Here is a 20,614-nt window from a genome sequence, read left to right on the forward strand (position 1 = left end):
TTATCACGAAAACGTGAGCCGCTATTATACACGCTTCGTAAAATTTTAAGGGAAATTTACGCCGAAGGCCGTCTGAAACTTTTCAGACAGCCCAGATACTCAACGGCGGTATTTCATTTCGGTCTTCATATCGTCCAAAATACGTTTGACGTTGTGTTCCAACACATCTTCCACCAAGCCCGGAGCCTGCTCGTTCAGCATTTGCTGCAACTGGTAAGTGAACAAGGCCATTTGTTTTTGCACGGCAATCCGAATCATGCCATTGACCGCATCGGCCACATGGGGGCGTAAACGCTTAATCAGACGCTCGGTCAAATCTTTTTCAGAAACGCAGAATACCTCCCGACGGCCAATCGCTTGCGGGTTCAATACATTGATATGGACATTAATGGCCGGTTCTTTTTCAAGGCCGTCTGAAACCGCCTCTTCAGCCACTTCCGCATCATCATTTTCCGGTTTTTCAGTTTCTTCCACTTCAGGCGCATCAAAATCTACGGCACCTGATTTCGGATTCAGTCTGACGGTGCGCGTTGATTCGATATGACGCTCTGAAGCCGCAGCCTGCAATGCCGATTGCGCGCTCAACCAGTTATCCTGCAAAACCACCATTGCATCGGTTTCCACTGCCTCGCCCTCGTCGGCAAGGGCAGTATTGTGTTCCAACTGCCAGCGGTACAAATACTCTTCCAATACTTTTTCACGATTGTCAGCATCCAGTTTATATTCTTTTTTAGGCGCGGTTTTGGGCGCAACATCGACAGCGTCGTCCGATTTTTTGACCAATGGCGCATGAGTCGGCTCAGTATTGAATTGTCGTGCCTGACGCAATCTTTCCAGGCGTTTTTCCCAATTCAGGTCTTCTTCCTCGAGGGCTGTGGGGTCAAGACGGTTGTTTTCCATAATCTCGTTTTTTCATTTTTATTGTGAACCGTATTTCAAACCTAAAATTACTTGAAATACGGCCAATGGTTGGACATATCCGGCAAGCCGGCGCAAGCGTCACATTTTAATATTAATTCGCTATATAATCACTATTTTATTTAACTCAAGGATACATCATGAGCAGCATCGAACAACGCCTCGAATACTTGGAAGAAGCCAACGACGTTTTGCGTATGCAAAACCACGTCCTCGCCACCGCCCTCAAAGGCCTTATCCGTTCTCTGCCCTCCGACATGGCCAACGATGCCGTAGAATCCATCCAGCTTGCCTTTGAAGACGCATTGGCGGAATTGAGCTACGAAGACAGCCCGCACACCGACCTCTTCCATGACGTAACCTACGCATTTTTCCGAGAAAAAGACCACTGATTTCGGCTAGTTTGTTCACAAAATTATGCTAAACTAAGATTTTATCCGTTAACATTTTATTAAGAAAGCACATCCCATGAACATGAAAAAATGGCTGGCCACCGCCCTCGCTTGTTCCGCCCTTGCCCTGACTGCCTGCGGCGGTCAAAGCAACAATGCCTCAGCCCCTGCCGATAAAGTGTACCGCGTCGGCTCCAATGCCGAGTTTGCCCCATTTGAATCTTTGGATTCTGCCGGCAAAGTGGAAGGTTTTGACGTTGACTTAATGAATGCCATGGCCAAAGCCGGCAACTTCAAAGTCGAATTCAAACACCAGCCATGGGAAAGCCTCTTCCCATCCCTGAACAACGGCGATGTGGACATCGTTATGTCCGGCGTAACCATCACTGACGACCGCAAACAAAGCATGCTCTTCAGCGACCCATACTTTGAAATCACCCAAGTCGTCCTCGTTCCGAAAGGCAAAAAAGTAACTTCTTCCGAAGACCTGAAAAACATGGCCAAAGTCGGCGTGGTAACCGGCTACACCGGCGACTTCTCCGTTTCCAAACTCTTGGGCAACGACAATCCGAAAATCGCCCGCTTTGAAAGCGTTCCCCTGATTATCAAAGAATTGGAAAACGGCGGTTTGGATTCCGTCGTCAGCGACAGCGCGGTTATTGCCAACTATGTGAAAAACAACCCGACCAAAGGCCTGGATTTCATCTCCCTGCCTGACTTTACCATCGAAAACTACGGCATCGCTGCACGCAAAGGCGACGAAGCCACCATCAAAATGTTGAACGATGCGCTGAAAAAAGTACGCGAAAGTGGCGAATACGACAAAATTTACGCCAAATACTTTGCTAAAGAAGGCGAAAAAACCGAAGCAGCCAAATAATCTAGTTTGACTTCCTAAACTAAAGGCCGTCTGAAAACTTTTCAGACGGCCTTTAATCTGGTTAACGCCATTAAACGCAAGCGTCCCCTATAATCCGCTTGTTTTTATCTTTCAAATGAAAGAGGCGCCATGATCAAACCCATCATCCTTAGCCTCACTGCCGCAACCGCTTTGGCCGCCTGCTCCGCTTCTGAAAAACAAGAATCTCCTAAGGTCGGCGTGGCCAATCCGGCTTCTGAATTCTGCGTCAAACAAGGCGGCAAATCCGAAATCAAAAAAGACAAAGACGGTGGCGAATACGGCGTGTGCCACTTGCCTGACGGTACCGTTGTCGAAGAATGGGAATATTTCCGTCAGCACAACAAATAATTACTCAATCATAGAAAAGGCCGTCTGAACCCAAGTTTCAGACGGCCTTATCTTTTAAACCACGATTATTTTACTTCCAGTTTGGTCACGTCGCCCATATACGGTTGCAACGCAGCAGGAACATTAATGCTGCCGTCGGCATTTTGATGGTTTTCCAAAACCGCCACCAAAGTACGGCCGACTGCCAAGCCTGAGCCGTTCAAAGTATGTACCAAACGGTTTTTACCGTTTTCATCTTTGAAACGCGCTTTCATGCGGCGAGCTTGGAAATCTTCGCAGTTGGAGCAGCTGGAAATTTCGCGGTAGGTATTTTGCGCGGGAACCCAGACTTCCAAGTCGTAGGTTTTGGTTGCACCGAAACCCATGTCACCGGTACACAAAGTAATCACGCGGTAGGGCAGTTCTAAGGCCTTCAGGATGTTTTCGGCATGGCCGACCATTTCTTCCAGCGCTTCGTATGATTTTTCCGGATGAACGATTTGCACCATTTCCACTTTGTCGAATTGGTGTTGGCGAATCAAACCGCGCACGTCTTTGCCGTATGCGCCCGCTTCGGAACGGAAACATGGAGAATGCGCGGTCAATTTCAACGGCAAATCGCTGCCTGCCACGATGCTGTCAGCAACGGTATTGGTCAGCGTTACTTCGGCAGTCGGAATCAGATATTGCGTTTTCTTGCTCTCGTCGCCGCCGCGGGTAACGTGGAACAAATCTTCTGCAAATTTAGGCAGTTGGCCTGTGCCTTGCAGGGTAGTGTCATCCACGATGTAAGGCGTGTAATGCTCGGTATAGCCGTGTTTCAGCGTGTGCGTATCGAGCATGAATTGCGCCAGTGCACGGTGCAGGCGGGCGATTTGACCTTTCATCACGGTAAAGCGTGCGCCGGACAGTTTCGCACCGCCTTCAAAATCCAAACCCAAAGGCTCGCCCAAATCAACATGGTCTTTGATTTCAAAGTCAAATTCGCGCGGTGTGCCAACTTTGCGAACTTCAACGTTTTCAGTTTCATCTTTACCGGCAGGAACACTTTCGTGCGGCAGGTTCGGAATGGTCAACAACCATGCGTCCAATTCTTTCTGAACAGCATCCAAATCAGCGGCAGCCTGCTCCAAATCCACTTTGATTTGGGCAACCTGATCCATCGCAGCTTGAGCCTCTTCGTGTTTGCCTTGACCTTTCAACGCACCGATTTGTTTGGAAATACTGTTGCGCGAAGCCTGCAACTCTTCTGTTTTCACTTGAACGGCTTTGCGTTGCTCTTCCAAAGCGTTGAAACGCGCGGTATCAAACTCATAACCGCGTGCGGCCAAACGTTCTGCCACTGCGGCGGTATTGCTGCGGAGCAATTGGATGTCTAACATTGTTTTCTCTCGTTAAGATTCAGAATGGCATTATTGTAAACCAATTTAAAGATATTTTCACAGCGACAGGCCGTCTGAAAACAAAAAACGCCCCTGCAAAAGCAGGTGCGTTTTTAAGAATCTTGGCACGCCCACGGGGATTCGAACCCCGGTTGCCGCCGTGAAAGGGCAGTGTCCTAGGCCTCTAGACGATGGGCGCGTAACCGAAGCGCGAACTATACAGAAAGCCTTTTCTTCTGTCAACGCTTTTACTGCATTTTTAAAGGTGCTGCCGATTTCCGTATGTTATTTTCCCTGTATAATGCCGGTTTTAATAAAAAGGAAAACTCGCCATGTGGTTTAAGCAAATCAGTTTTTATCCGCTCAACAAAGACAAGTTGCCCGAATTAGAAGTCCTTGCCGACAAATTGGCACAATCCGAATTTGCCCATTGTCAGGGTTTGGACTGGTTTAGCGAAGGCTTCGCCACGCCGGTTTCCTTTTCGCCCGAGCTGGTTTTCCCTGCCGATTACACTTGGCGCGTTGCTCTGAAAAAAGAAGAAAAAGTCCTGCCTGCCGGCGTGATCCGCGATACTTTGGATGAAAAGGTTTTGGAAATCCAAAACAACGAAGCGCGCAATGTCGGCCGCAAAGAAAAACAAGAGCTGAAAGAACAGATTACTGACGACCTGCTGCCCCGTGCCTTTACGCGCAGCAGCCGCACACAGGCGATTTTCGACACGCGCCACGGGTATCTTTTAGTCAACAATGCCGCATCTGCCAAAGCGGAAAATATCCTGACCAAACTGCGCGAGGCGTTGGGCGGTCTTGAAGCAGCCCTGCCCAACACCAAACAATCGCCCTCTTCCCTGATGACCAGCTGGCTGCTGCAAGGCCACTGTGAGGGCGGTTTTGAATTGGACAGCGATTGCGAACTCAAAGGCGTCGGCGATGTTGTTCCGGTCGTCAAAGTTTCCAAACAAGACCTGACCGCCGACGAAGTGGTACAACACGTTAAAAACGGCAAAACCGTTACCCAGCTGGGCTTGGTATGGCGCGAACAAATTGCGTTCATCCTCACTCAAGACTTTACACTCAAACGCATCCAGTATCTGGACGTTTTGCAAGAAGAAGCGGAAAGCAACGGCGACGATGCCGCCAGCCTCGCCTTTGCCTCGCAAATCCTAATGACCGAAGCCATCAGCACCATGTTGGAAGAACTGGTTTCTTATTTAGGCGGCTGGCAAGAGTAATTTTTCAGACGGCCTTTTGATTGGGAAATATCAAAGGCCGTCTGAAATATAATACGCATGGTTTCTGCCTGTTGGGCGCGCTCTTCAGGCGTGGCGAGGCTGTCCACACGGGCAAAGTGTGTAAGCTTCTGCACTTCGTCCACACCTTTGACCAGCTCGGCGACAGTACTGTTGCAGCGTTCCGTGAGCAGCTCGCGCCAGTCGGGCACAAAACGCACGATGTCGGCCAAAAGCGTGGCGGCCACCGCATCGGGCAGCAAATCCAATTCGTTCACCATACGCGCCGCACCCAAAAGGTGCGCCAAAAGCGGCTCGCCCGCAGGCGTGGCCGCATCGGCAGGATAATGCGTCTCGGCCAGCGACAAGGCCGTCTGAAGCAGCTTTTGCGCAGGTTCGGGCAAACCGGCGGTGTGCGCGTCAAACCACGCGCGGGATTCTTGCAGCGGTGCGGCGGGGATTTCCGGTGTTTGTCGTGTGTTGCTCATGGCGTGCCGTTTCTCCGTTTGTTTTGTTTCGACATAGCGGCTGTATTGTAGCAGCTTGCCCGTATTTTGCGACAAAGCATGTTTCAGACGGCCTGGGCTACCCAACTTGCAATAACATATAAACATCAAAATAAAACAAACAATTAGCGTGATTAGCGTGTAGTGTAAATGTGCTTGCAGTGAAAAATATTGGGAATAATATCAATGCAAGTAATAATTTTTATCAAGAAGGAGATGAGTGTGAAATTTTTAGCTGCTTTGCTGTGGCCGGCCATGTTGCTGCCCATTTTGTCTCATGCCGATAGCGGCATTCAGACGGTCTCTGTTTCTCAAGCATATGCGGATAACGCAACGGGCTGCGAGCAGCTTTATCCTGTAAATAGCTTCGAGAGTTTGTTCAGGCAGATGGCCGGTACGGTGCATAGTGCCTGTTTGCTTGATATGCCGCCTGAAGATTTAGCGAAAAAGTGGCAGATTCCCGTGTACCGGCGCTATCTGCGGCTTTCCGGCCGTTTGCGGCCTGACGGAGAAAAACAGGCGGTACTCAGATGGAAAGACAAGGCAGAGCGGCAGAAATGGCTCAAACACAGGCGGCGTAAGCTAAAACGGCCGACCGACGGCTTTACGGTAGTGCATCAGACCAACTACAACGGCAGTACTTTTTTAGAAATCGAAGCAACGCCTGATTATTTAAAGCATTACCGTTCGCTGTTTCCTGACAACCGTTATCCCGAGGATTTGCCCCTGCCAAGCATTGGTTGGCATCCAATGTTTAGACCGATATTTTGTTCTGATTCTGCTGTAAGTTTTGGAAAATCATTAAAGGATATTGACAACTTAGAAAAATCATTAGAGGCTATTGACAACAACGGTCATATTAAGAATTTTCATGCAAGATTGTCTATTCATGATAGTGTATCTCTATACTTTATGCATGATAACCAAGAAAATATGAGATGTAGCAAGGAAATATCTTATATTCAATATAAAAAAAATTATTTATATAAAAAAGATTATTTTATCACCAATTAAAATTAAAAATTTACTCAAACAATTAATAGGAGAATTATTATGGCAACAGTTCAAAATGCACAAATTCGGCAGCATTTTATTCGCATGGGCATGCCTAAAAAGGAGATTGATAGCATCATGCGGGATAATGTTATTATGCAAAAGACTCATATTTTTATCAATAAATGGGGGCTATCAAGTATTCGTGTCGATCATCATGTTCCAGCCACTTATACAACGAGAAAATTAAGAGGAGACATTGAATACCGTGAGATGGTATTTGGAAAAGATTATCTTACGGCTTCTGATTATGCCCATGAAATCGAGCATGGTATTTCTGATACTCTTTATAGACTAGATCTTGCTGATAAGAGAAATCCAACAAAAAACCTTAGCAAGTAATAATTTTTATCAAGAAGGAGATGAGTGTGAAATTTTTAGCTGCTTTGTTGTGGCCGGCCATGTTGCTGCCCATTTTGTCTCATGCCGATAGCGGCATTCAGACGGTCTCTGTTTCTCAAGCATATGCGGATAACGCAACGGGCTGCGAGCAGCTTTATCCTGTAAATAGCTTCGAGAGTTTGTTCAGGCAGATGGCCGGTACGGTGCATAGTGCCTGTTTGCTTGATATGCCGCCTGAAGATTTAGCGAAAAAGTGGCAGATTCCCGTGTACCGGCGCTATCTGCGGCTTTCCGGCCGTTTGCGGCCTGACGGAGAAAAACAGGCGGTACTCAGATGGAAAGACAAGGCAGAGCGGCAGAAATGGCTCAAACACAGGCGGCGTAAGCTAAAACGGCCGACCGACGGCTTTACGGTAGTGCATCAGACCAACTACAACGGCAGTACTTTTTTAGAAATCGAAGCAACGCCTGATTATATAAAACGATACCGTTCATTGTTTCCTGACGACCGTTATCCTGATGATTTGCCGAAACCCTATGTTTCATCTCATATCCTAAGCCCGGTCAGCGTATGCTTTAACAATGGAACAGAACAAGTTTTTCCTAGGTATACGGTAGTAAAACAAGTAGCAGTAGATGAAAACAACCATTTGATCGGGAGTGATAGACATTTGGTTATAAGGGAGGAAAAAGGTGCAGGAATATTATTTCAGCATCCAACAGACAAATGCATTAATGATATTTCCAGCATCTTTCTTATCAGATAGTCGATAGTATTTAATTTTAAAGGTATATGGTATGGCTACAACAGCACAAATCCGGCAGCATTTTTTAAAATTAGGGATGCCTGTTTCGGAAGTTAATCAGATTATTCGGGATTCAATTTTACTGGGGCAAACCCATAACTTTATCAATCAATGGGGGTTAGGGAGTATTCAAGCAATACACTAAATATTCCGGCATATTTTTCCAAAGCAAACTAATTGGCAGTAAAGAAAATAGAAGTATTGTATTCGGTACGGCAGACAAAAGATATCTGACTGCTTCTGATTGGGCTCATGAGTTAGGACATGGTTTGTCGAAAACAATTTCCAAGCTTGATCTTGATATTGATGGAAATCGCAATATAACAGCGAATGAATATGCACGAAGATTTGTTTATGAAGAAGGAAAAGCCGAATACAACCGTTTTCAGTTTGATTTGCGGAACAATCCCAAAGAAACCAAATACGGCTCAAATACAGAAGCAATCAAGGCAATGAACCAGCAACAGGCTGTTGATTATTTTGCCCATAAGATGAAAACCCAAAACCCCAGCGGACAGCCCGGCCATACTTATTGGACATTGGCGAAATCTGTATTCCTTGAGCAAACCAATCCAAACCTGCTAAACGGTAAAACTCCGGCCGAAAAGCAAAAAATTCTGTAATCAGGAATGGATGAAGCAGCGCCTGACCATCCCAACAGACTGTTTGGCGTAGGTGACGAGCGGGTTCGCTTTCAGAAAACCGATCCAAATATGCCGCTTAGTCTGATGCCAATGATGGCGCGTGGAAATCCTACGCTGATGGTGGTATTTGTACCTGCCAACAGCCGTTTGGCAGACGGTACGGTAACGACGATAGAAGTATCAGAAAGGATGTCATGATGTTGGGCGCAGTCATCGGCGATATTGCCGGATCACGATTCGAGTTTGACAACTACCGTCACACCGATTTTGACATTTGCAGCCCCGACAGCAACTTTACCGATGACACGATTTGCACTGTTGCCATTGCCGACTGGGTTTTACAAGGCTGTAACGATAATTTAGCCTCTATTTTACAAGGCTGGTGTAGGGCATATCCCTGCCCTAAAGGCGCATATGGCGGCCGCTTTTTACAATGGATAGAATGGAAAGATCCAGAACCTTATAATAGCTGGGGCAACGGCTCGGCCATGCGTGTTTCTGCCGTTGGTTGGGCATTTGCCACATTGGAAGAAACCCTGCATTTTGCTGAGCAATCCGCCATCGTAACGCACAACCACCCGGAAGGCATTAAAGGTGCACAAGCCGTAGCCGCCGCCATCTTTTGGGCGCGTACCGGTATGGGCAAAGCGCAAATCAAAGAAAACATTACACGACAATTCGGCTACGACTTGAGCCAAAGTTGCGACCAAATCCGCCCGCATTATCATTTCAACGAAAGCTGTCAGGAAACCGTACCTCAAGCAGTTACCGCCTTTCTTGAAAGCGATGATTTTGAACACGCCATCCGACTGGCGGTTTCCCTGGGCGGAGACAGCGATACCTTGGCGGCCATTACTGGCAGCATCGCCGAAGCCTACTACGGTATCCCTACATCCATGCGCGAACACGCTTTAGCCATATTGCCACGCCGCATTGCTGAAACCCTGCTGACTTTTGAATCCCAATATCAGGCCGTCTGAAACCGCCTGCAAAAAGGAACAATCATGATGAAATACCTCGCCCTACTTCCCGTCGCCTTCATGCTGGGTACGCCTGCCATTGCTGAAACCATCAATCCTTATCAGGAAAAAGGTTGCGTTTACGATGGCGATGTCGGCAAAGACGGCAAACCATCCGGTAAAGGCACATGGAAATGCCAGGACGGCCGCAGCTATGTCGGCGCCTTTAAAAACGGCAAATTTGACGGCAAAGGCGTATATACCGTCTCCGGCAACAGCGAAACCTTTATCGAACCTTTCTCCTCCAACAGCGCCAAATTACGCAATATGACGCTGGAGGGCGTGTTCAAAAAAGGCAGGGCGCACGGAAACTTTACCGCTTCCCAAAACGGCACACCCGTCTTCATCATGAAATGCGAAGACGGTATGATTAAAGAAGTCAAACTGGCTAAGAAATCTGCTTCCAAAACCAAATAAACAGCCTTTCAGACGGCCTTATCCAGCTTTTAGGCCGTCTGAAACATCAATTGACAAGCCTGTCTAAAGGCTGTCGTGTTGATTTCAAAGAATTCCCAAACAACCCTTACCCCAGGACAACCACCATGAGCATTAAATCCGACAAATGGATACGCCGCATGGCCGAAGAACACGGCATGATTGAGCCGTTCGAGCCCAACCAAATCAAAGAGGCCAACGGCCAACGCATCATTTCCTACGGCACATCCAGCTACGGCTACGACATCCGTTGTGCTAATGAATTTAAAATCTTCACCAATATCAACAGCACCATCGTCGACCCGAAAAACTTCGACCCGAAAAACTTCGTTACCGTCGAAGACGACTGCTGCATCATTCCGCCCAACTCCTTTGCTTTGGCGCGCACAGTCGAATATTTCCGCATCCCGCGCAACGTCCTGACCGTCTGCTTAGGTAAATCCACTTACGCACGCTGCGGCATCATCGTCAACGTTACTCCGTTCGAACCTGAGTGGGAAGGCTACGTTACGCTTGAGTTTTCCAACACCACCCCCCTGCCTGCCAAAATTTATGCCGGCGAAGGCGTGGCTCAAGTCTTGTTCTTTGAAAGCGATGAAGTCTGCGAAACTTCATACAAAGACCGCAACGGCAAATACATGGGACAAACCGGTGTTACCTTACCCAAGACCTAATATACAAAATAAAAAAAGGCCGTCTGAAGTTTCAGACGGCCTTTTATCATTTCATTTAGAAACGGCGTTTCAGCTTGCAAGCCTGCAAGATATGGACGGCAAGTTCTTCCACAGATTTGTCCGTAGTATTGGTAAACGGAATACCGTGGCGTTTAAACATATTTTGCGCATCGGCAATCTCGCTGCGGCAAGTATCGATTTTGGCATAGGTCGAATTAGGACGGCGTTCCTGACGGATAGCCTGCAAACGCTCAGGCTGAATGGTCAAACCAAACAGCTTGTCTTTATAAGGTTTGACCATACGCGGCAAATCGGTCGATTCCAAATCATCGGGAATCAATGGATAGTTTGCGGCGCGGATACCGTATTGCAGGGCCAGATAGAGACAGGTCGGCGTTTTGCCCGAACGGGACACGCCCATCAAAATCACATCCGCTTCCTGCAGGTTTTTATCGCTGACGCCGTCATCATGATTCAGTGAAAAATTGACCGCCTCCATACGCGCATCATAGCGTTGGGTATTGCCGATACTGTGGTGCCCCTGCCGGGCGGCAACCGCCTCCGTATTGAGTTCCTTTTCCAAAAGACCGAGAAAGGTTTCAAAGAAATTAATATGGAACGCATTGGCTTTCTTGATGATTTCACGGATTTCGTCATTGACCACACTGACAAAAGCAATCGGGCGCACGCCGAATTTTTCAGCTGACTGGTTGACTTTGTCTACAACAGCACGCGCTTTTTCAGGCGTATCGATAAACGGATAGGTATGGCGTTTGAACTCAACATTGCCAAATTGGTTCAGCAAGGCTTCACCGATATTTTCAGCGGTCAGGCCGGTTCGGTCGGAAATATAGAAGACTTGGCGTGGATCAGTCATAATGAATCCTCTTGAGGGTAACGTTTCAGACGGCAATCATAGCAGTTACAGCCTTTGCAATAAAGCGATTCCCGACAGATTACACAGGATTACAACAAATTTGAACAATTTTTATATTGGCACAAAATTTTATTTTTTGCTATTTTATAGAATTTTATTCTAAAATTGCGAAATAAATCTTGTTTATCAAATTTATTAACTTATTTTGTTTTCCATATTTAACAAGAAGATAACACGTAAAAACATGAATCTGATATTCACATTTCAGAAGGCTACATGCCTGAAAAGCACAATATCACAGACGAATTTGTGATTTTTAAAAAGATAAAACACATGACAGCCATCAAACGAATGGCTACAATAAGCAGGCGGATTTGTTTCTTTTTTAACATTTTTGGATTGGATTGGACACACAAATGGCCGAAAACTACGTTATTTGGTTTGAAAACCTGCGTATGACTGACGTTGAGCGAGTGGGCGGTAAAAATGCCTCTTTGGGCGAAATGATCAGCCAACTGACTGAAAAAGGCGTACGCGTTCCCGGTGGTTTTGCGACCACTGCCGAAGCCTATCGCGCTTTCCTGGCTCACAATGGTCTGAGCGAGCGTATTTCCGAAGCCCTGAAACAACTGGATGTTGAAGACGTTGCCGAATTGGCACGCGTGGGTAAAGAAATCCGTCAATGGATTTTGGATACCCCGTTCCCTGAACAGCTGGATGCTGAAATCGAAACAGCTTGGAACAAAATGGTTGCCGATGCCGGCGGTGCGGACATTTCCGTTGCCGTACGTTCTTCTGCAACAGCAGAAGACCTGCCGGACGCTTCTTTTGCCGGCCAACAAGAAACCTTCCTGAACATCAATGGCTTGGAAAACGTTAAAGAAGCCATGCGCCATGTATTCGCTTCCCTGTACAACGACCGTGCCATTTCTTACCGTGTCCACAAAGGCTTCGAACACGACATCGTCGCCCTTTCCGCAGGCGTACAACGCATGGTGCGCTCCGACAGCGGCGCGTCCGGTGTGATGTTCACCATCGATACCGAGTCCGGTTACGACCAAGTCGTTTTCGTTACCTCTTCTTACGGCCTGGGCGAAAACGTCGTACAAGGCGCGGTCAACCCTGACGAATTCTATGTATTCAAACCTACTTTGAAAGCAGGCAAACCGGCTATCCTGCGTAAAACCATGGGTTCGAAACAAATCAAAATGATCTTTACCGACAAAGCCGAAGCCGGTAAATCTGTCACCAACATCGATGTACCTGAAGAAGACCGTCAACGCTTCTCCATTACCGACGCCGAAGTTACCGAGTTGGCCCATTACGCGCTGACCATCGAAAAACACTACGGCCGCCCAATGGACATCGAATGGGGCCGCGACGGTTTGGACGGCAAACTCTACATCCTGCAAGCCCGTCCTGAGACTGTAAAATCCCAAGAAGACAGCAGCCGCAACCTGCGCCGCTTCTCCATCAACGGCGAAAAAGTTATCTTGTGCGAAGGCCGTGCCATCGGTCAAAGAGTCGGCCAAGGCAAAGTACGCCTGGTGAAAGATGCCTCCGAGATGGATTCCGTTGAAGCAGGCGACGTACTCGTTACCGACATGACCGACCCGGATTGGGAACCGGTGATGAAACGTGCTTCCGCCATCGTGACCAACCGCGGCGGCCGTACCTGCCACGCAGCGATTATCGCGCGTGAATTGGGTATTCCGGCCGTGGTCGGCTGCGGCGACGCAACCGATCTGCTTTCAGACGGCCAAGAAGTTACCGTATCTTGCGCCGAAGGCGATACCGGCTTCATCTACTCCGGCCTACTGGACGTACAAGTTACCGATGTTGCTTTGGACAACATGCCTAAAGCGCCTGTAAAAGTAATGATGAACGTTGGTAACCCTGAATTGGCATTCAGCTTCGCCAACCTACCTAGCGAAGGCATCGGCTTGGCACGTATGGAATTCATCATCAACCGTCAAATCGGTATCCACCCTAAAGCTTTGTTGGAATTTGACAAACAAGACGACGAATTGAAAGCGGAAATTACCCGCCGCATCGCCGGCTACGCTTCTCCTGTCGACTTCTATGTCGATAAAATCGCAGAAGGCGTGGCAACTTTGGCTGCTTCGGTTTACCCACGCAAAACCATCGTCCGTATGTCTGACTTCAAATCCAACGAATACGCCAACTTGGTGGGCGGCAGCATCTACGAACCGCACGAAGAAAACCCAATGTTGGGCTTCCGTGGTGCAGCGCGTTATGTAGCCGATAACTTCAAAGACTGCTTCGCACTTGAGTGCAAAGCCTTAAAACGCGTTCGCGATGAAATGGGTTTGACCAACGTCGAAATCATGATTCCATTCGTTCGTACTTTGGGTGAAGCGGAAGCTGTTGTTAAAGCCCTGAAAGAAAACGGTTTGGAACGCGGCAAAAACGGCCTGCGCCTGATCATGATGTGCGAGTTGCCAAGCAACGCTGTATTGGCAGAACAATTCCTGCAATACTTCGACGGCTTCTCCATCGGCTCTAACGACATGACCCAGCTGACCCTCGGCCTCGACCGTGACAGCGGTTTGGTATCCGACTCCTTCGACGAGCGCAACCCTGCCGTTAAAGTGATGTTGCACTTGGCAATCTCTGCTTGCCGCAAACAAAACAAATACGTCGGTATTTGCGGTCAAGGTCCATCAGACCATCCGGACTTTGCCAAATGGCTGGTTGAAGAAGGTATCGAGAGCGTATCGCTCAACCCTGATACCGTCATTGAAACCTGGCTGTATCTGGCTAACGAATTGAACAAATAAGTTCAATAAGACAAAAATCCCCTGCCCGTTTATCCCGGCAGGGGATTTTTATTGCCTTATTCAATACCGTCTGAAAAAACTTTCACTTTCTTTTACCTTACTAAAAAAATCCTTTATCATCAAAATGATAAAAAAATATGCCGATATATCTACAAATTTTCAATGTTAATATACTGCCTTTCTGTATTTTACCCCATGCCTTTTGAGTGAACCTTTTTTCACTCTTCCCATCTATCATACATAGCATAACGATACATTTTGAAATAATCCATGAATACAAACTTTATTTCCACCTTTCAGACGGCCTTGAAACGTCTGGCACTTATTAGCACCATTGCCGTCTTAGCAGCCTGCGCCGGCAACAATACCTCTTCCAACCGTGCCGTACCTGACGGCTACTACAAAGTCCGTCCCGGCGATACCCTGACCCAAATCGCCAAACGCTACGGACAAAACGTCAATACACTGGTTGCATGGAATAACCTTCCCAACGCCTCACAAATCGAAGTCGGTCAAGTATTGCGCGTCCGCCGTCATGTCGCCCCACGCAGCACCGCAACACAGCAACGCCAAACTACTGCCGTTACTCCGATCAACCGATTGAACCTGCAATGGCCGACCGATAACACCTCATCCTCCATTATCCAACGCTACAACGGCACAACCAGCAAAGGCATAGATATTGCAGGCACGCAAGGCCAACAAATCCGTTCTGCCGCAGCCGGTACCGTCATCTACGTTGGCGAAGAAGTCCGCGGCTACGGCAAGCTGATTTTAATCAGCCACAACGACTACACCATTACCGCCTATGCCCACAACGATACGCTTTTGGTACAAAAAGATCAAAAAGTCCAAGCAGGTCAAGTTATCGCCACCATGGGCAGCAGCGATACAGACAGCGTCAAGCTTCATTTTGAAGTTCGTCTAAACGGCAAAGCAGTCGATCCCCTGCCTTATTTGACCAGAACAAATTAATGCCCCAATCAAAAGGCCGTCTGAATAGCAGTATTTCAGACGGCCTTTTGATTATCTTGCTATAACAGCTATTTCAACAAAATCTTTTCCTATTTAACTTATGTTGATTGAGTGTAAATGCCGTTATACAATAACAACTCTTTTTAACATTCCATTTCAGTTACCCTACTATGTCTCCTAACCGTATCCTTGCAACCGCATTCTTGTTTGCATCTGCATTTGCCAGCGCAGATGTCCATATTGATGAAAACATTCCTTACCGCGATGAAGAAGAAATCGATACCCGTATTGTTTCCGAGTGTTTAGAAGTGGGCGGCATCATGTCCAAATCTTTGCAAGAAACTGCAGCCAAAAGCGATGTAACGGTTGTCCGTGACGGTAAAAAACAAGGCACATACGCAGATATCGCCATTACTTCGGCCATGAGTGCAGGCAATGCCTTTATCGGTCACGCCAAAGGTATGGCTGTTTCAGCCACTTTGTATGTTGACGGTAAACAAGTTGGCAAAAAAACCTTTACCCGCAATTCTTCCGGCGGTATGTTTGGCGCTTATAAAAGCTCTTGTGCCGTCTTGAACCGTACTTCCAAAGTATTGGGTTCTGACATTGCCCAATGGGTTGTCCGCGAACAAAAAAACGCTCAAGATAAATAATTTATCGAACTAAAAAGGCCGTCTGAAAGTATTTTCAGACGGCCTTTTTTCATGCCTTCATTAACAACAGCGTCCGCCGTTGCTACCGCAACGGCGTTTGCGGCAGTAGTCTTGGAATTGCAGCTCGGTCATGACCGGCGCATTGGGATTATGTTTGCGCTGGCGGGCAACGTAGTTTTCATAATCTGGGACACCGGCCATCAAGTTTGCTGTCAACTTGATGGTTTTCCACCAAGATGCGAGCTTATGCTTCATGCTGAGCCTCCGGCTGTTTACCGTCGCGGTACACTGCTGGAATTTCTTTAGCAGTTGGCCAGCCGACTTTGCGGGCTTTCATGGCGGTACGGAAACCGTACACGGCGACAATCACGACAACTGCCAGGAACAAAGCGGTCAGACCGGCATTGATTTGGTCGTTGAAGATGATTTGTGACATTTCGCCAATGTCTTTAGCAGGAGCAAGGACTTCGCCTGAAGCCAAGGCATCGCGGTATTTGCCTGCGTGAGCCAAGAAGCTGACGCGCGGGTCGCTGTGGAACAGTTTTTGCAGACCGGCATAGCAGGTTACAAACAATACGCCGAAAGCAGGAACCAAAGTTACCCAAACATAGCGGTCGCGTTTCATTTTCACCAATACAACGGTACACATAATCAACGCTACACCTGCAAGCATTTGGTTGGCGATACCGAACAACGGCCAGAGCGAGTTGATACCACCCAGAGGGTCGGTTACGCCGGTATAGAGGAAGTAACCCCACAATGCCACGGCAAAGAATGTTGCAACCAAGTTGGCAGGGATAGAGTCGGTATTACCGAATGGTTTGTAGAAGATACTGCCCAAGTCTTGAATCATGAAACGGGCAACGCGTGTACCTGCGTCAACCGCGGTCAAGATGAACAAGGCTTCAAACAACAGGGCAAAGTGATACCAGAACGCCATCATGGCTTCGCCCGGAATCAGACGGCTCATGATGTGTGCCATACCGACTGCGAGGGTTGGCGCACCGCCCGCACGGGAAAGGATGGTGTTTTCGCCGACTTCCTTAGCGGTGTGCAACAGGGTTGCAGCATCGACAGGGAATTGCAGCTTGGTGGTAATTACTTCAGCGGCAGTATTGGCGTCTGTGCCGATCAGGGCAGCAGGGCTGTTCATGGCGAAGTACACGCCGGGATCAAGCGATGCAGCAGCGGCAAGCGCCATAATGGCCACGAAACTTTCCATCAACATACCGCCGTAACCGATCATGCGGACGTGGGTTTCGTTTTCCAGCATTTTCGGCGTAGTACCGGAAGAAATCAGCGCGTGGAAGCCTGAAACCGCACCACAAGCGATGGTAATGAAGAGGAATGGGAACAATGCACCTGAGAATACCGGACCGGAACCGTCGATGAAGTGGGTCACGGCAGGCATTTGCAGCGCAGGGCTGACGATGAGGATGCCGATGGCGAGTGCGACAATCGTACCGATTTTCAGGAAGGTAGAGAGATAGTCGCGCGGAGTCAGCAGCAGCCATACCGGCAATACTGATGCCACGAAACCGTAAATCATAATCGCCCAAGTGAGCTGGATGCCGTCAAGGTCAAACCAATGACCGATGGAGCTGTGTGCCACATTGTCGCCGTAAATCACCGCCAGCATCAGCAGGATAAAGCCGACGATGGAAATCTCGCCGATTTTGCCCGGACGGATATAACGGGTGTAAATACCCATAAACAGCGCAATCGGCATAGTTGCTGCGATGGTGAACGTACCCCAAGGGCTGTGAACAAGTGCTTTCACCACAATCAGCGCCAACACCGCCATGATGATGACCATAATCATCAAAATGCCGATGGACGCGATCACGCCGGGTACAGTGCCGAGTTCTTGTTTTACGATATCGCCCAAAGACTTACCGTCGCGGCGCATGGATACGAACAAGACCATCATGTCTTGTACCGCGCCGGCAAACACTACGCCGAAGATAATCCACAGCGTGCCCGGCAGATAACCCATTTGCGCAGCCAGTACGGGACCGACCAACGGACCTGCACCCGCAATTGCGGCAAAGTGGTGTCCGAACAGTACGCCTTTATGTGTGGGAACATAGTCCAAGCCGTCATTGTGGCGTTCTGCCGGAGTCAGACGGTTAGGATCAAGCTGCATCACACGGTTGGCAATGTAAAGACTGTAGAAACGGTAGGCAATGCAGTATACCGAAATGGCGGCCGTAACCATCCAAATCGCACTGACTTGCTCGCCACGGCTGAGAGCTAAAGTAGTAAAGGAGGCCAAGCCTACCAAAACCACAATGCCCCAGATCAAAAATGATTTGAGCGATTTCATTGATTTATCCTTAAAACGTGATGCACCAAGGCTTGCTTTAGCGACAAACTGCCTTAATGCGCTTCAGAAAGACCAGTCATTATAGTCTTCATGATTTCATGAGTGAAATGTCATTTCAACCCAAATTCGACTGAAAACAAAATGATTAGTTCGTCCGTAAGGTTAACACAAACAGACAATATACCCTTCATTTTTTACTTCAAAACCAAATATTCCTTAACATATAGCAAACGAAAGGCCGTCTGAAAACCCAAATATTCAGTTTTCAGACGGCCTGACAAACGGTCAATGCTATAATCCGACATTCCCATTTCTCTATATTGCCATACCATGCAAAACAACGATTCCGAAACCATGCGCCTCTCCAAACGCATGGCGCAATTAGGCTTATGCTCTCGCCGCGAGGCAGACAGCTACATTGAGCAAGGCTGGGTCAAAGTCAACGGCCAAACCGCCGTACTCGGTCAAAAAGTCACCGAACGCGACCGCATCGACCTCAACAAACAAGCCCATGAAAAACAAGCAGCGCGTGTAACCATCCTTCTGAACAAACCCGTCGGCTACGTCAGCGCGCAGGCAGAAAAAGGCTATAAATCCGCCGCAGAACTCATTACCGCCGAAAACCATTGGGAAGGCGACGACAGCCGTATCCCTTTCAGCGAAAAGCACAAATTCGGCTTAGCTCCTGCCGGCCGCTTAGATATCGACTCCGTCGGATTGTTAGTACTCACTCAGGACGGCCGCATTGCCAAACAGCTGATTGGAGAAAACAGCAGTAGCGAAAAAGAATACCTTGTCCGCGTCCGTGGCAAACTGGACGACAAAGGCCTTGCCCTGCTCAACCACGGCTTGAGTTTGGACGGAGAAAAATTGCGCCCCGCCAAAGTCGAATGGCAAAACGAAGACCAGTTGCGCTTTATTTTGCGACAAGGCAAAAAACGCCAAATCCGCCGCATGTGCGAACTGGTCGGCCTGCGCGTCGTCGGTTTGAAACGCATCCGCATGGGCAAAGTCAAACTCGGCAGACTGCCACCGGGCAAATGGCGTTATTTACGCGCTGACGAATCGTTTTAATTGCAGATAACAAAAAGCCCGTCTGAAAACACATTTCAGACGGCCTCATCTTTTACTGATTACTCGATATAAGTAAACTTCGCACGTTTGATATTGCAGAGAATTTCGTACGGAATCATACCGGCAACTTCGGAAACTTCATTGATATTAATCACATCACCCCAAAGCTCAACTTCCGCGCCCAAGCCCTCTTTCGAGGCTTCCAGCTCAACCGTAATCATATCCATAGATACCCTGCCGATAATACGGCTGCGTTTGCCATCCACCGCCACAGGGGAATTAGTGGAAGCGCGACGCGGATAGCCGTCGGCATAGCCGCAGGCAATCAAACCGACACGGGTAGATTTGCTGGTGTAGAACGTTGCGCCGTAACCAATCGGAGAATGCGGCTGCAACACGCGTTCGCCGAAAACGCGGGAAGTCAGACGCATAACAGGTTTCAAACGCTCATCCACGCCGCCGAAAGGCGAAATGCCATACAAGGCCAGACCGGCACGGCCCCAATCGCGGCGCGCTTCAGGCACGTTCAAAATCACGGCGGAATTGGCCAAGCTCTCTTCGCCTTCCAAACCCTCACACGCCAAATCAAACGCTTCAAGCTGCATTTCGGTCATGCCGTTTTCCGGCTCGTCCGCGCAGGCAAAATGGCTGAATTTCACAATGTTTTCAACCGATTCGGATTGTTTTAATGCAGTATAGGCCGCGGCATAGTTATGCGGAAAGAAACCGGCACGGTGCATACCTGAGTCCATTTTCAGCCATACGGTTGTCGGACGTTGCCACTCATGATGCACAAATGCCTCCAGCTGCCATTGGCTGCCGATTGCCGGCCACAAATCATAACGGTCAACATCCGCATACTCCGCAGCCTCAAATACGCCTTCCAACAAAACAATCGGATTTTTAATGCCGTTTTGACGCAATTCCACGCCTTCATCTACCGTTGCCACCGCAAAGCCGTCGGCAATATCCGCCAACGCGTGTGCGCATCTGACCGCACCATGCCCATAAGCATCGGCCTTAATCACAGCCAACAATTTATTGCCGTGCAACTCTTTGAGAAAACGATAATTTTGACGTAAATTATCCAAACGGATTTGCGCATTGAGCGGACGCATAATGTATTCCTCTTATCGGCATTCCGTTTCAGACGGCCTGCCCCATTACTTTGAAGCAAATATTATAGGTCAAAAACTACACAGGATTCCATGAAATACACAAGAATAATCTATTCATAATTTAGACCTCATGCGCACCTTTAGGCATTTATGCTTCTTCTC

23 protein-coding genes, 1 tRNA gene and 1 pseudogene are annotated in these 20,614 nt (G+C 48.2%); 17 read left to right on the top strand and 8 right to left on the bottom strand.

Annotated features, from left to right (window positions below; translation table 11 throughout):
• Positions 1–99: 99 nt before the first annotated feature.
• Entirely contained in the window at positions 100–900 is an 801-nt protein-coding gene (locus ACTHR7_RS01255) for a hypothetical protein (RefSeq protein WP_070461636.1), read from the bottom strand.
• 158 nt (positions 901–1,058) lie between these two features.
• Here ACTHR7_RS01255 and ACTHR7_RS01260 point away from each other — a divergent pair, with 158 nt between their 5' ends.
• From ACTHR7_RS01260 to ACTHR7_RS01270, 3 genes are all read left to right on the top strand, one after another.
• Positions 1,059–1,310, top strand: coding sequence for an NGO1151 family protein (locus tag ACTHR7_RS01260; protein WP_070588139.1), 252 nt, complete (start codon positions 1,059–1,061; stop codon positions 1,308–1,310).
• Between the two features lie 76 nt (positions 1,311–1,386).
• Positions 1,387–2,190 carry a basic amino acid ABC transporter substrate-binding protein gene (locus tag ACTHR7_RS01265; protein ID WP_070822408.1) on the top strand — a complete coding sequence of 268 codons (804 nt, stop codon included), beginning with the start codon at positions 1,387–1,389 and terminating at the stop codon, positions 2,188–2,190.
• Positions 2,191–2,319: 129 nt separating this feature from the next.
• Positions 2,320–2,559 carry a putative hemolysin gene (locus ACTHR7_RS01270; protein ID WP_293208850.1) on the top strand — a complete coding sequence of 80 codons (240 nt, stop codon included), beginning with the start codon at positions 2,320–2,322 and terminating at the stop codon, positions 2,557–2,559.
• A gap of 65 nt (positions 2,560–2,624) precedes the next feature.
• On the opposite strand, the gene serS is transcribed toward ACTHR7_RS01270, so the two are convergent.
• Together serS and ACTHR7_RS01280 are read right to left on the bottom strand one after the other, a co-directional pair.
• Positions 2,625–3,920 (bottom strand): serine--tRNA ligase, encoded by a 1,296-nt coding sequence (gene serS / locus ACTHR7_RS01275; protein ID WP_293208851.1) that lies wholly within the window; start codon positions 3,918–3,920, stop codon positions 2,625–2,627.
• A gap of 123 nt (positions 3,921–4,043) precedes the next feature.
• A tRNA-Glu gene (locus tag ACTHR7_RS01280) sits at positions 4,044–4,119 on the bottom strand.
• A 133-nt stretch (positions 4,120–4,252) separates the two neighbouring features.
• Between ACTHR7_RS01280 and ACTHR7_RS01285 the strand changes: the two genes are divergently transcribed.
• Positions 4,253–5,152, top strand: coding sequence for a recombination-associated protein RdgC (locus tag ACTHR7_RS01285; RefSeq protein ID WP_293208853.1), 900 nt, complete (start codon positions 4,253–4,255; stop codon positions 5,150–5,152).
• A 53-nt stretch (positions 5,153–5,205) separates the two neighbouring features.
• Here ACTHR7_RS01285 and ACTHR7_RS01290 read toward each other — a convergent pair.
• Positions 5,206–5,637 (bottom strand): annotated as a pseudogene (locus tag ACTHR7_RS01290) (HD domain-containing protein); the annotation flags it as partial.
• A gap of 234 nt (positions 5,638–5,871) precedes the next feature.
• On the opposite strand from ACTHR7_RS01290, the gene ACTHR7_RS01295 reads away from it, so the two are divergent.
• From ACTHR7_RS01295 to dcd, 9 genes are all read left to right on the top strand, one after another.
• On the top strand, positions 5,872–6,669 hold the full coding sequence (locus ACTHR7_RS01295; protein WP_440370196.1) for a hypothetical protein: 798 nt from the start codon (positions 5,872–5,874) through the stop codon (positions 6,667–6,669).
• A gap of 39 nt (positions 6,670–6,708) precedes the next feature.
• On the top strand, positions 6,709–7,050 hold the full coding sequence (locus ACTHR7_RS01300) for a hypothetical protein (protein WP_199900784.1): 342 nt from the start codon (positions 6,709–6,711) through the stop codon (positions 7,048–7,050).
• 20 nt (positions 7,051–7,070) lie between these two features.
• Positions 7,071–7,817, top strand: coding sequence for a hypothetical protein (locus ACTHR7_RS01305; RefSeq protein ID WP_440370181.1), 747 nt, complete (start codon positions 7,071–7,073; stop codon positions 7,815–7,817).
• A gap of 31 nt (positions 7,818–7,848) precedes the next feature.
• On the top strand, positions 7,849–8,001 hold the full coding sequence (locus ACTHR7_RS01310; protein WP_225905468.1) for a hypothetical protein: 153 nt from the start codon (positions 7,849–7,851) through the stop codon (positions 7,999–8,001).
• Positions 8,002–8,125: 124 nt separating this feature from the next.
• Positions 8,126–8,479 carry a hypothetical protein gene (locus ACTHR7_RS01315; protein WP_234395462.1) on the top strand — a complete coding sequence of 118 codons (354 nt, stop codon included), beginning with the start codon at positions 8,126–8,128 and terminating at the stop codon, positions 8,477–8,479.
• A 6-nt stretch (positions 8,480–8,485) separates the two neighbouring features.
• Positions 8,486–8,698, top strand: coding sequence for a hypothetical protein (locus tag ACTHR7_RS01320; protein WP_070584021.1), 213 nt, complete (start codon positions 8,486–8,488; stop codon positions 8,696–8,698).
• Positions 8,698–9,480: an ADP-ribosylglycohydrolase family protein gene (locus tag ACTHR7_RS01325; protein WP_440370197.1), complete on the top strand. Its 783-nt coding sequence runs from the start codon at positions 8,698–8,700 to the stop codon at positions 9,478–9,480. The genes ACTHR7_RS01320 and ACTHR7_RS01325 overlap by 1 nt, the downstream gene beginning before the upstream one ends.
• A 24-nt stretch (positions 9,481–9,504) precedes the next feature.
• Positions 9,505–9,936 (top strand): MORN repeat family protein, encoded by a 432-nt coding sequence (locus ACTHR7_RS01330; RefSeq protein WP_036491305.1) that lies wholly within the window; start codon positions 9,505–9,507, stop codon positions 9,934–9,936.
• Between the two features lie 125 nt (positions 9,937–10,061).
• Positions 10,062–10,628 (top strand): dCTP deaminase, encoded by a 567-nt coding sequence (dcd, locus tag ACTHR7_RS01335; protein WP_003680541.1) that lies wholly within the window; start codon positions 10,062–10,064, stop codon positions 10,626–10,628.
• Between the two features lie 55 nt (positions 10,629–10,683).
• On the opposite strand, the gene ppsR is transcribed toward dcd, so the two are convergent.
• Positions 10,684–11,505 (bottom strand): posphoenolpyruvate synthetase regulatory kinase/phosphorylase PpsR, encoded by an 822-nt coding sequence (gene ppsR, locus ACTHR7_RS01340; RefSeq protein ID WP_440370182.1) that lies wholly within the window; start codon positions 11,503–11,505, stop codon positions 10,684–10,686.
• A gap of 416 nt (positions 11,506–11,921) precedes the next feature.
• On the opposite strand from ppsR, the gene ppsA reads away from it, so the two are divergent.
• The 3 genes from ppsA (at position 11,922) to ACTHR7_RS01355 (ending at position 15,934) form a co-directional block, all read left to right on the top strand.
• On the top strand, positions 11,922–14,306 hold the full coding sequence (gene ppsA / locus ACTHR7_RS01345) for a phosphoenolpyruvate synthase (protein ID WP_440370183.1): 2,385 nt from the start codon (positions 11,922–11,924) through the stop codon (positions 14,304–14,306).
• Positions 14,307–14,576: 270 nt separating this feature from the next.
• Entirely contained in the window at positions 14,577–15,281 is a 705-nt protein-coding gene (locus ACTHR7_RS01350) for a peptidoglycan DD-metalloendopeptidase family protein (protein WP_440370184.1), read from the top strand.
• 170 nt (positions 15,282–15,451) lie between these two features.
• Positions 15,452–15,934: a hypothetical protein gene (locus ACTHR7_RS01355; protein WP_070584011.1), complete on the top strand. Its 483-nt coding sequence runs from the start codon at positions 15,452–15,454 to the stop codon at positions 15,932–15,934.
• Positions 15,935–15,994: 60 nt separating this feature from the next.
• Here the strand turns inward: ACTHR7_RS01355 and ACTHR7_RS01360 are convergent, their stop codons facing one another.
• The gene (locus tag ACTHR7_RS01360) at positions 15,995–16,189 is read right to left on the bottom strand and encodes a YbdD/YjiX family protein (RefSeq protein WP_049343946.1); all 195 of its coding nucleotides are present in this window, start codon (positions 16,187–16,189) and stop codon (positions 15,995–15,997) included.
• Positions 16,179–18,260 carry a carbon starvation CstA family protein gene (locus ACTHR7_RS01365; protein ID WP_440370185.1) on the bottom strand — a complete coding sequence of 694 codons (2,082 nt, stop codon included), beginning with the start codon at positions 18,258–18,260 and terminating at the stop codon, positions 16,179–16,181. Before ACTHR7_RS01365 ends, ACTHR7_RS01360 begins: the two co-directional genes overlap by 11 nt.
• A 330-nt stretch (positions 18,261–18,590) precedes the next feature.
• On the opposite strand from ACTHR7_RS01365, the gene ACTHR7_RS01370 reads away from it, so the two are divergent.
• Positions 18,591–19,334: a pseudouridine synthase gene (locus ACTHR7_RS01370; RefSeq protein ID WP_004520512.1), complete on the top strand. Its 744-nt coding sequence runs from the start codon at positions 18,591–18,593 to the stop codon at positions 19,332–19,334.
• A gap of 59 nt (positions 19,335–19,393) precedes the next feature.
• Here ACTHR7_RS01370 and alr read toward each other — a convergent pair whose 3' ends face one another.
• The gene (gene alr / locus ACTHR7_RS01375; protein WP_440370186.1) at positions 19,394–20,452 is read right to left on the bottom strand and encodes an alanine racemase; all 1,059 of its coding nucleotides are present in this window, start codon (positions 20,450–20,452) and stop codon (positions 19,394–19,396) included.
• Positions 20,453–20,614 lie beyond the last annotated feature (162 nt).

The sequence above is a fragment of the Neisseria sp. P0007.S010 genome (genome assembly GCF_051962875.1).
Lineage (GTDB): Bacteria > Pseudomonadota > Gammaproteobacteria > Burkholderiales > Neisseriaceae > Neisseria > Neisseria subflava_A.